General features: G+C 69.8%; 8 protein-coding genes and 1 tRNA gene. 1 reads left to right on the forward strand and 8 read right to left on the reverse strand.

Translation table 11 applies throughout. The annotated features are described in order from the left end of the window. Positions 1-139: 139 nt before the first annotated feature. Positions 140-214: transfer RNA gene (locus tag QQK83_RS10240), tRNA-Gln, on the reverse strand. Between the two features lie 238 nt (positions 215-452). On the opposite strand from QQK83_RS10240, the gene QQK83_RS10245 reads away from it, so the two are divergent. Beyond that, positions 453-2,657 carry an NADP-dependent isocitrate dehydrogenase gene (locus QQK83_RS10245; RefSeq protein WP_284263915.1) on the forward strand — a complete coding sequence of 735 codons (2,205 nt, stop codon included), beginning with the start codon at positions 453-455 and terminating at the stop codon, positions 2,655-2,657. Positions 2,658-2,724: 67 nt separating this feature from the next. On the opposite strand, the gene QQK83_RS10250 is transcribed toward QQK83_RS10245, so the two are convergent. The 7 genes from QQK83_RS10250 to QQK83_RS10280 all read right to left on the reverse strand — a co-directional run. Then, positions 2,725-3,879, reverse strand: a complete 1,155-nt coding sequence (locus QQK83_RS10250) for an MFS transporter (protein WP_284263918.1) — start codon at positions 3,877-3,879, stop codon at positions 2,725-2,727. 56 nt (positions 3,880-3,935) lie between these two features. Beyond that, positions 3,936-5,564, reverse strand: coding sequence for an acyl-CoA dehydrogenase family protein (locus tag QQK83_RS10255; protein ID WP_284263920.1), 1,629 nt, complete (start codon positions 5,562-5,564; stop codon positions 3,936-3,938). 25 nt (positions 5,565-5,589) lie between these two features. After that, entirely contained in the window at positions 5,590-5,940 is a 351-nt protein-coding gene (locus tag QQK83_RS10260) for a hypothetical protein (RefSeq protein ID WP_284263922.1), read from the reverse strand. Between the two features lie 11 nt (positions 5,941-5,951). Continuing rightward, entirely contained in the window at positions 5,952-7,772 is a 1,821-nt protein-coding gene (locus QQK83_RS10265; RefSeq protein ID WP_284263924.1) for a feruloyl-CoA synthase, read from the reverse strand. A gap of 4 nt (positions 7,773-7,776) precedes the next feature. After that, on the reverse strand, positions 7,777-8,256 hold the full coding sequence (locus QQK83_RS10270; RefSeq protein ID WP_284263925.1) for a MarR family winged helix-turn-helix transcriptional regulator: 480 nt from the start codon (positions 8,254-8,256) through the stop codon (positions 7,777-7,779). A 273-nt stretch (positions 8,257-8,529) separates the two neighbouring features. Continuing rightward, entirely contained in the window at positions 8,530-9,294 is a 765-nt protein-coding gene (locus QQK83_RS10275; protein ID WP_284263927.1) for an SDR family NAD(P)-dependent oxidoreductase, read from the reverse strand. A 37-nt stretch (positions 9,295-9,331) separates the two neighbouring features. Beyond that, on the reverse strand, positions 9,332-9,870 hold a 539-nt coding region (locus QQK83_RS10280), incomplete at its 5' end, for a TRAP transporter large permease subunit (protein WP_284263929.1).

Genomic DNA, 9,870 nt, shown 5'->3' on the forward strand with positions numbered 1-9,870 from the left:
CCCTGACCTGCCGCGGCTTCGGGGCCGGTCGCCTCGCCGTCGCAGCGCGTCGCCGAGAGGTCAGCCATCGCGTATCGTCCGTTCGGCAAGCGCCGCTACACGCGCTGCCGTCGAATGAAGGTAAGGTTCAGGAAAAAACTGGCTGGGGTGGTAGGATTCGAACCTACGGTACACGGTACCAAAAACCGCTGCCTTACCGCTTGGCTACACCCCAACCGTGACGCGCTAGTTACGCTGGGAGCGTCGGGGGATCAAGACCAAAGCGGCAAGAATCTGAACCGATTTTCAAGCGCACCTTCAGCCCTCCGAAGGCGCGCCCGAAAGGTCCGCCCCGCGACCTCTCGCCAAGCCGAGCGCGGCAACACGCCTCGCCCCCGCGACCCTTCGTTCCGTGGACGACGCAAGCTTTGTGTACTATCGCATACCAAACTTCCTGAGACACGGGGACCGCCATGACCGATCAGACCAATCCCGACATCATCTACACCAAGGTGGACGAAGCGCCCGAGCTGGCCTCGGCCTCGCTCCTGCCGATCATCCAGAGCTTCGCGCGCGCAGCCGGTGTCACGGTCGGGACGCGGGACATCTCGCTGGCGGGCCGCATCCTCGCCGCCTTCCCCGAGCATCTGTCCGAGGATCAGCGCATCACCGATGACCTCGCCGCCCTCGGCGAGCTGGTGAAGACGCCCGAGGCGAACGTGATCAAGCTGCCCAACATCTCGGCTTCGGTCCCGCAGCTCGTCGCCGCGGTGAAGGAGCTTCAGGCGCAGGGCTACGCGATCCCCGACTACCCCGAAACGCCCGCCACCGACGCCGAGAAGGAGGCCCGCGCGCGCTACGACGCGATCAAGGGCTCGGCGGTGAACCCGGTCCTGCGCGAAGGCAACTCGGACCGCCGCGCGGCGGCCGCCGTCAAGAAATTCGCCCAGTCCAACCCGCACCGCATGGGCGACTGGAGCGCCGACAGCAAGACGCGCGTGGCCTCCATGTCGGGCGGCGATTTCTTCTCGAACGAGGTTTCGGCGGTGGTCCCGAACGCGGCGACCGCGAAGATCGTGCTGGAGACCGCCGAGGGCGAGACCGTCCTGAAGGATGCAGTCAGCTACCCCGCGGGCACCGTGGTCGATGCGACCTACATGAGCGCCGTGGCGCTCGACGCCTTCCTTGCCGAAGAGATCGAGAAGACCAAGGCCGAGGGCGTGCTGTTCTCGCTGCACATGAAGGCCACGATGATGAAGGTCTCGGACCCGATCATCTTCGGCCATGCGGTCAAGCAGTTCCTCGCCCCCGTCTTCGAGCAGTTCGGCGACGAGATGGCCGCCCTTGGCGTGAACCCCAACTCGGGCCTCGGCGACCTGCTGGCGCGGGTGAAGGGCAATGCCGCGATCATGGCCGCCATCGAGGCCTGCATGGCCGAGCGCCCGCCGATGTACATGGTCGACAGCGACCGCGGCATCACCAACCTGCACGTCCCCTCGGACGTGATCATCGACGCCTCGATGCCCGCGCTGATCCGCGCCGGCGGCAAGGGCTGGGGCCCGGACGGCAAGGAACATGACGCGGTCTGCGTCATCCCCGACAATTCCTATGCGCCGGTCTATGACGAGGCCATCGAGTTCTTCAAGCAGAACGGCAAGCTGAACCCGGCCACCGCCGGAACGGTCCAGAACCTCGGGCTGATGGCGCAGAAGGCCGAGGAATACGGCAGCCACCCCACCACCTTCGAGATCCCGGCCGACGGCACGGTCAAGATGATCCTCGCGGACGGCACCGTGCTGCATTCGCATGAGGTCAAGGCGGGCGACATCTGGCGGTCGGCCAGCACGCGCAAGGCGCCCATCGAGGATTGGGTGAACCTCGCCATCGAGCGGCAGGCGCTGACCGGCTACCGCTCGATCTTCTGGCTGGACGAGAGCCGCGCCCATGACGCGCAGCTGATCGCCATGGTCAAGCCCATCCTCGAGGCCAAGGGCGTCGCCGACCGCTTCGAGATCATGGCCCCGCGCGAGGCGACCCGCGCCTCGCTCGAGACGATCACCAAGGGCGAGAACACCATCGCCATCACCGGCAACGTGCTGCGCGACTACCTGACCGATCTCTTCCCGATCCTCGAGCTGGCGACCTCGGCCAAGATGCTCTCCATCGTGAAGCTGATGCAGGGCGGCGGCCTGTTCGAGACCGGCGCGGGCGGCTCGGCCCCCAAGCACGTCCAGCAGCTGCAGGGCGAGAACCACCTGCGCTGGGACAGCCTGGGTGAGTTCTGTGCGCTCGGAGAAAGCTTCAAGTTCCTTGGCCAGACCAAGGGCAACGCCAAGGCGCAGATCCTTGGCGACGCGGTCGAGGTGGCGACGCAGGGCGTGCTCGATCACGACCGCAGCCCGGGCCGCAAGGCCGGTGAGCCCGACAACCGCGACAGCCATTACTGGTTCGCGCGCTACTGGGCCGAGGCGCTGGCCGCGCAATCCGGGGATGCGGCGCTGGCCGCGCATTTCGCGCCCGTCGCGGCGGCCCTGGCCGAGAAGGAAGCCGAGATCCTGCAAGAGCTGCACGCCGGTCGCGGGCAGGCCGTGGACCAGGGCGGCTACTACCACCCCGATGCGGCGAAGACCGCGGCGATCATGCGCCCCTCGACCACGCTGAACGCGATCATCGGCTGATCTCGGCGCAGGCCCGAAAACGCGAAAGCCCCGGCATGGCCGGGGCTTTTTTCGTTACGCAGTCCCCTCAGCGCATCGGCCGCGCCAGAAGCGCGGTCAGCAGTGCCGCGCCGCTCCAGTCTCCGCCCGTCGCGGTGACGGCGGCCCCGATCAGGGGCGGGCCGAGGAACTGGCCGGTGGCCGAGCCCTGCATCAGCATCCCGTTGGCCTGCCCGGCATGCGAGGCCGAGGGCGAGGCCTGCGGGATCTGCGCGAAAAGCGCCGCCGGGATGCCTCCGCCCGCGACCGAGAACAGGAGGCACAGGCCGATGCCCGCCGCCGCCCCGAACTCCGGCCCAAGGAACAGCGCCGCGGCGGTGATCCCCATCACGGTGCTGCCGATCCCGATGATCCGCCGCGGCGGCCATCCGGCTCGCATCAACGCACCCGCGCCGATATTGCCCGGCACGTTCACGACGACGATCAGCGCCGTGACGGCAGAGGCCGGGGCGAGCGCAAAGCCCAGCCCGTCGACGAGGTAGGTCGGCAGCCACGCCATGAGCGTGACCCACTGAAAGGCATAGGCGCCGAAGGTGGCGGCGATGAGCCAGAGCCGCGGGCGCGCCAGCACGTCGGACAGGCGCTGGCCAAAGCCGCTCCGCGTCGCCGGGGCGCTGGCGGCGGGCAAGGGCAGCATCGGGCGCAGCGCCAGCAGCGTGAGCGCCGAAAGCCCCGCCAGCCCCAGCCAGAGCGCCCGCCAGTCCATCACCGCCAGCGCCAGCGGTGCCGACAGCAGCGCGATGGCAAAACCGAGCGGGGTGAACACGCTCCACAGCCCCAGCGCAAGGGGGCGGTCACGCGCCGAGGCGGCCTCGGACACGATGCCGGGCATGGTGACGCCCACGGCCATGAAGCCCAGCCCCTCGAGCGCGCGACTGGTCAGCATGACCGGCAGGTCGGTGGCAATCGCCCCGAGGGCCCCGCCCGCCACCAGCAGGGAATACCCCGCCAGCGTCATGCGGCGGCGGCCGATCCGGTCGGCGACCCCGCCGGTCACGAGGCCCAGCACCATGCCCAGCCCGCTGAACATCGACAGCACGAACCCGCCCCCGACAAGGCCAAGCCCGAGGTCCGCGCGCAGCGTCGGCAGCGCCGGGGGCACCTTGCCGATATGCAGCGCCGCGACCACGCCCATGGCCAGCGCCGCGAAGATCACGCCCCAGCGCGTGCGGGTTTCCTCCATGGTGCCCGCAGTGCCCGCGGTGCCCGCAGTGCCCGCAGGGGCCGCCGACCGCCCGGTCATGCCTGTGCCGCGCGGACCTTGTCCGGGTCCGAGTGCGCACCGGGCGGTGACAGGATCAGGGCGTGGGCGGCCTCGCCCATGATCCGCGCCTCGGTCAGCGCGGCCGCGGCCAGCCGCCGGATGCGTGCGGGCTCGGGATGCTCCGCGGCGCGGGCCTGCAGGACCGTCCACAGATGCGCCAGCAGCAGATGCGCGGTCAGCTCGGCAAAGGGCTGCGCCAGCGCGGTGGCATCGTCGCGGCCCAGCAGTCGCTCGCGCGCCGCGTGCCAGCGCCCGAGCAGGGCGGCGACGGTCGCGTCACCCGCCGCGCGCTCCATGAAAGCCGCGAAGGCCGCGCCCGCCGCGCCGCCCAGCAGGCGGGTGGCGAGCATCCGCGCGTGAATGCCGTTCGCGCCTTCGTAGATCGCGGTGATCCGCGCATCGCGGAAGGTCTGTTCCAGCCGGTATTCCCTCAGGTAGCCGTAGCCGCCGAGGACCTGGATACCGGTGTTCGCGGCCGCGATCCCGGCCTCGGTGCAATGGGTCTTGGCCAGCGGCGTCAGGAACTCGACCAGCTCCGGATCGTCGCCGCGCTCCATCGTCACGACGCACAGATGCGCCAGCGCGCGCGCGCCAAGCGCCTGCCGGTCCATCGCGTCGATCATGCGCGCGACATCCGCGTGCCCGTCAAGCGTGACCGGCCCCCCGTCGGCACCGCGGCCCTGCACCCGCCCGGCGGCGTAGCGGCGCGCGATGTCGCAGGCGCGGGCGGCATGCGCCACGCCCTGCAGCGCCACGTCGGTCCGTGCGTGGTTCATCATCGTGAACATCGCCTTGAGCCCGCCGCCCTCCGCCCCGATCAGCTCGGCGGGGGCACCGTCGAACAGCATCTGGCAGGTGGGCGAGGCGTGCAGCCCCATCTTCTCCTCGATGCGAGTGACCTTGATGCGGTCGCCCGCCGAGGCGCGGGTCGTGGCGAAAAGCGACAGCCCCTTGACCCCGTCGCCCGAGGTGCGGGCCAGCACGAGATGCAGGATATCCTCGCTCATGTCCTGGTCGCCGCCGGAGATGAAGATCTTTTCCCCCTCGATCCGCCAGCCGTCCCCGTCGCCGTCACCATCCCGCAGCGCCTTGCAGCGGATGCGCGACAGGTCCGATCCCGCGCCGGGCTCGGTCAGGCACATGGTCGACAGCATCGCGCCCGAGGCAAGCGCGGGGATGAGCCGCGCCTGCTGGTCCTCGGTCCCGAAGGCAAGAAGCGTCCGCACCGCGCCGGGGACAAGCCCGGTCACCATCTGCAGCGAATGGTTCGCGCCGGTGAAGATCTCGGAGGTCACGGCGCCGATGACCGCGCTCATGCCCTGGCCGCCGAAGGCCTCGGGCGCGGTCAGACCCGGCCAGCCCATCGCGGCATAGTCGCGGTAGACCGCGGCGAACCCGTCGGGCATGCGCACCCGCCCGTTCTCCAGCCGGCAACCCTGCCGGTCGCCTGGTTCGTCCAGCGGCGCGATCTCGCCCTCGGCGAAAGCGGCGAAATGGCCCGCGATCTCGCGGGCAAGCGCGCCGTCCCAGTCGGGCAGGTCGTCGGCACCGACGCAGGCGAGAGAGAAAAAGATATCGCCCAGCGGGGCCTCGAACGGGGTCATGGGATACTCCGGTTGCCGTGGTGCATCACGCAACGCCGATCAGGGGCGCGGCGTTGCCCTTGATGATGATCATCCTGACGTCCGCCAGCCGCCGCGCGGGCGCGATCCGCGAATGATACCGGGGTCGGGAAAACCGACCGCGAGATCGTCCATGTTCAAGAGGGATCGGCGCGTCATTGGTCAGGGTGGCCAGTTCGGCGACGACCTCGTGCCCGCCGCGCCGGTTGCCTGTCTCGCGCCCGGCAACGACGGGGCGGATCACGGCGGCGATGTCCTGCTCGCGCTCGTGGGGCGCGGTTTCGGGCACCGTGGGGAGGTGTCGGCAGGTGGCCTCGGCATGGGTGTGGATCGCGCGGCCCGAGGAGATATCGACCATGGCGGGTTCCTTCAAAGGGACGTGACGCAGGGATCGTCCTGCGCGTAGAGGCGGGTGAGCAGCTCGGCGCGACGGGTCAGCACCCGGCGGCTGTTGAGATTGCCCTTGGCGGTCATCTCGCCCTCGGGCATCGAGGCCGGTTCGGCCAGCACCAGCGCACGCGCCACCCGGCTGGACGAGCCGCTGATCGCCCGCGCGCGTTCGGCAAGGCGGCGGTGGATCTCGGACAGAAGGCGCGGGTCCGACAGCGCGCCCCGGTCCGCGTCCAGCGCGAAGCCCCCGGCCTTGAGTTCCGCCATGTCGGGGAAGATCAACAGGCCGATCTCGCTGCGGTCCGCGCCGGTGACGACAAGGTCGCCCGCCAGCGGCGAGAGGCAGGCCAGCATGTCGATCCTGAGCTGTGCCGCCCGCACCCAGGTGCCCGACAGCAGCTTGAAATCCTCGGATATGCGTCCGTCGAACCTCAGCCCGCGCGAGACATCCCGCGGATCGACGAAGACCATCGCGTCGCCGGTCACGAAATAGCCTTCCTCGTCGAAGGCCTCGGCGGTCTTCTCGGGGTTGTCGACATAGCCCGGCATGACGTTGGGGCCCTTCACCCGCACCTCGCAGCGCATGTCGGCGTCGGGGATCAACTTGAGCACCGCGCCGGGCAGGGGCACGCCGACCACGCCCGAGCGGTCCGTCGGTTCCTGTTGCAGCAGGACGGCGGGCGCGGTTTCGGTCAGCCCCCAGGACGAGGTCATCAGCGGCACCTCGCCCTTGACCTCCATCGCCATGGCCTCGAGCGCGGTCCACACCTCCTGCGGGATCGAGGCACCGGCGTAGAACATCAGGTCGAGATCGGCGAAGAAGCGGCCTCGAAGACCCGCGTCCTTCTTCAGCGCGGCGACCAGCATCGCGTAGCCCAGCGGCACGTTGAACGAGAGCGTGGGGGCCACCATCGACAGGTTCTCGAGCGTGCGCTCGAACAGACCCGCGACGGGCTTGCCGTCGTCGATGTAGAGCGTCCCGCCGTTCGACAGCGCCATGTTGAAATTATGCGAGCCACCGAAGACATGGTTCCAGGGCAGCCAGTCGACCAGCACCGGCGGGCGGTCCTCGAGGAAGGGCAGGCCGTGGACCAGCTGCGCCTGGTTCACGCACATCATGCGGTGTGTCGTCAGCACCCCCTTGGGCGCCGAGGTCGAGCCCGAGGTCATCAGGATCTTGCCCACCGTGTCGGGCGTGACGGCCGAATGGGCGGCATCGACATCCGCCGACGCGTCGCCCTTCAGCAAAGTGTCGAACCCGGTCACGTCGCTTCGCCCGGCGGTGCGCGAGCAGACGATCTCGATCCCCTCCAGCGCGGGCAGGGCCAGCGCCTCGGCATATCGGCCCGCGTCGACGGCATAGATCATCCGCGGCCGGATCAGCTCGACCGCGTGGACCAGCCGACCATGCGCGCCATGGACCAGCGCGTATTGCTCGGCCACGGGGCAGAGCGGCACGCCCACGTATTGCGCGGCCAGCGCCAGAAGGCCGTGATCCACCCCGTTGCCCGAGATCACGAGGATCGGCGTCTTGGGCCCCATGCCCCGCCCCAGAAGCGCCGCCGCGAGGGCGCGCACCTTGTCCAGCGCGCCGGCATAGCTCTCTTCCCGCCACCCCGCGCCATGCCGCTCGGCGAGAAAGACATGGTCCGGCCGCGCTGCGGCCCAGCGGTGCAGCCAGTCGCCGGTGCAGCGCGCCACGGGGCCAAGCTCGGCCTCGGCGCGCAACAGGATGGTGCCGTCGGCGCGATGCTCCGCCTCCACCCGGTGCGGCGCGAACGTCGTGGTCCGGTTCAGCATTCGCTCACCCCTTGGCATTGCGGTGAATGAGGGCCAGCGCCGCCTCGACGGTCTGGCGTTCGGCCTCGGTCAGCCCGTCGAACAGCCGCGCCTCGTGCGCCTCGACGGCCGCCACCACGTCGGCGCAGAGCCGGTCCCCGGCCTCGGTCACGGTCAGGGCATAGGTCCGGCGGTCCGTCGCCAGCCGGTCGCGCGCGATAAGGCCGCGCGTCTCCAGCTCGTCCACGATCACCACGAGGTTCGGCCGCTCCACATCCATCGCCGCGGCCAGTTGCGACTGGCTCAGGCCGGGATTGTCGCGGATCAGCACCAGCGCGGAAAAGGTGATCATGCGCAACCCGAAGGGCTTCAACGTCTCGGCCAGATCGGACTGGACCAGCATCGTCGCCCGGCGCAGGCGATACCCCAACAACCGCCGCAGCGTCGTGAAAGACGGCACATGCGCAGCGCCCTGCGGGGCGGAGGCGCGGTTGACGCGGCTCATCGCGGCACCGCACACGTATGTGCCGAAAGGCCCGAGGGCCCTTCGCCGCATCGGGGCTGGTCCGGGCGATCGCGGCACATCCGCTTTCGGCGCGAACCCTGCCCCGCGTCGACGTGCCCGCGAGCCGCGGCAGCGCCTCTCCCCCGCGCGCGGCCTGATGCGTCGGGCCGGGTGCGGACCACGGCATCGGCCCCCGCGGGCCGGTCCATCGTCGGAACCGCGCCCCCCTCGGGGAGGCCGATCTCGGATATGTGGCCGGACATCAGCGCCTCGTTATTTCGGGGGCAGCCGCGTGGCCGCGTCGAGGCGGATGGTCGTCCCGTTGAGATAGCTGTTCTCGACGATCTGCGTGACGAGCAGCGCGTATTCCTCGGGCATCCCCAGCCGCGCGGGGAACTGGATGTCGGCGGTGATCTTCTCGGTCACCTCGGGCGGCAGCCCCTCCATCATCGGCGTGTTGAACAGCCCCGGTGCGATGGCCATGACCCGGATGGCGTGGCGGGCAAGGTCGCGCGCCGCGGGAAGCGACAGCGCGGCGATGGCCCCCTTCGAGGCCGCATAGGCCGTCTGCCCGACCTGCCCGTCCTCCCACGCGACCGAGGCGGTGTTGACGATCACGCCGCGCTCGCCGGTCTCGGTCGGCTCGGCCTCGGTCATCATTCGGGCGGCATGGGACATCACGTTGTAGGTGCCGAAGAGGTTGACCCGCAGCGTCCGCTCGAAGACGTCGATGGCGAGTTTCCCCTCGCGCCCGACGATCCGCCCGGCAAGGCCCACGCCCGCGCAATTGACCGCGATGCGCGGGGCCCCGCCGATCCAGTCGGCGGCACGCGCCACGGCCTCGGCCACGGCGGCCTCGTCGCCCACGTCGACCGGACAGGCGAGGCCGCCGATCTCCTCGGCGACGGCCGCCGCGCGCGCACCGTCGAAGTCGAGGATCGCAACCTTCGCGCCCCCGCCCGCCAGCTTGCGCGCTGTCGCCGCCCCAAGCCCGCTTCCGCCGCCGGTGACGATGGCCCCTGTTCCGTTGATCTGCATGGTGGCTCCTTTCTTTTCGTGTTGCTTGGCCCGCCCCTCACATCAGCAGGAAGATGGAGATGGATGGGAATGCGACGAGGAGGGCGACGCGGAGGATGTCGGAGGTGACGAACCACATGACGGCCTTGTAGGTGGCGGTCATGGGGGTTTCGCGGTCCATCGCGTTGATGATGAAAAGGTTCATGCCGACAGGCGGGGTGATCAGCCCGACCTCGACCACGATCAGGACGAGGATGCCGAACCAGATCGCCGTGAGCGTCTGGTTGAAATCGGCATGCATGGCCTCGGTGACCGGCCGCAGGCCGAGGGCGCGGAATTCCTCGCGGGTGAGCGCGATGCCCTCGGCCAGCTTGGCCTGCGCCTCGGCCAGCAGGTCGGGGGCCATGGCGATGCCCTCTGCGATCCCTTCGGCGAGGCGGGCGGCCTGCATGTCGATGAGCGAGATCAGCCCGAAATCCATCACCTGCATCACCGGCCAGAAGATCGGGATGGTCAGCAGGATCATCGACAGGCTGTCCATCAGGCAGCCCATCACCAGGTAGAAGACGAGGATCAGGATCAGCACGGTGAGCGGCG

It is taken from the genome of Roseicyclus amphidinii (genome assembly GCF_030163755.1).
Classification (GTDB): Bacteria; Pseudomonadota; Alphaproteobacteria; order Rhodobacterales; family Rhodobacteraceae; genus Roseicyclus; species Roseicyclus amphidinii.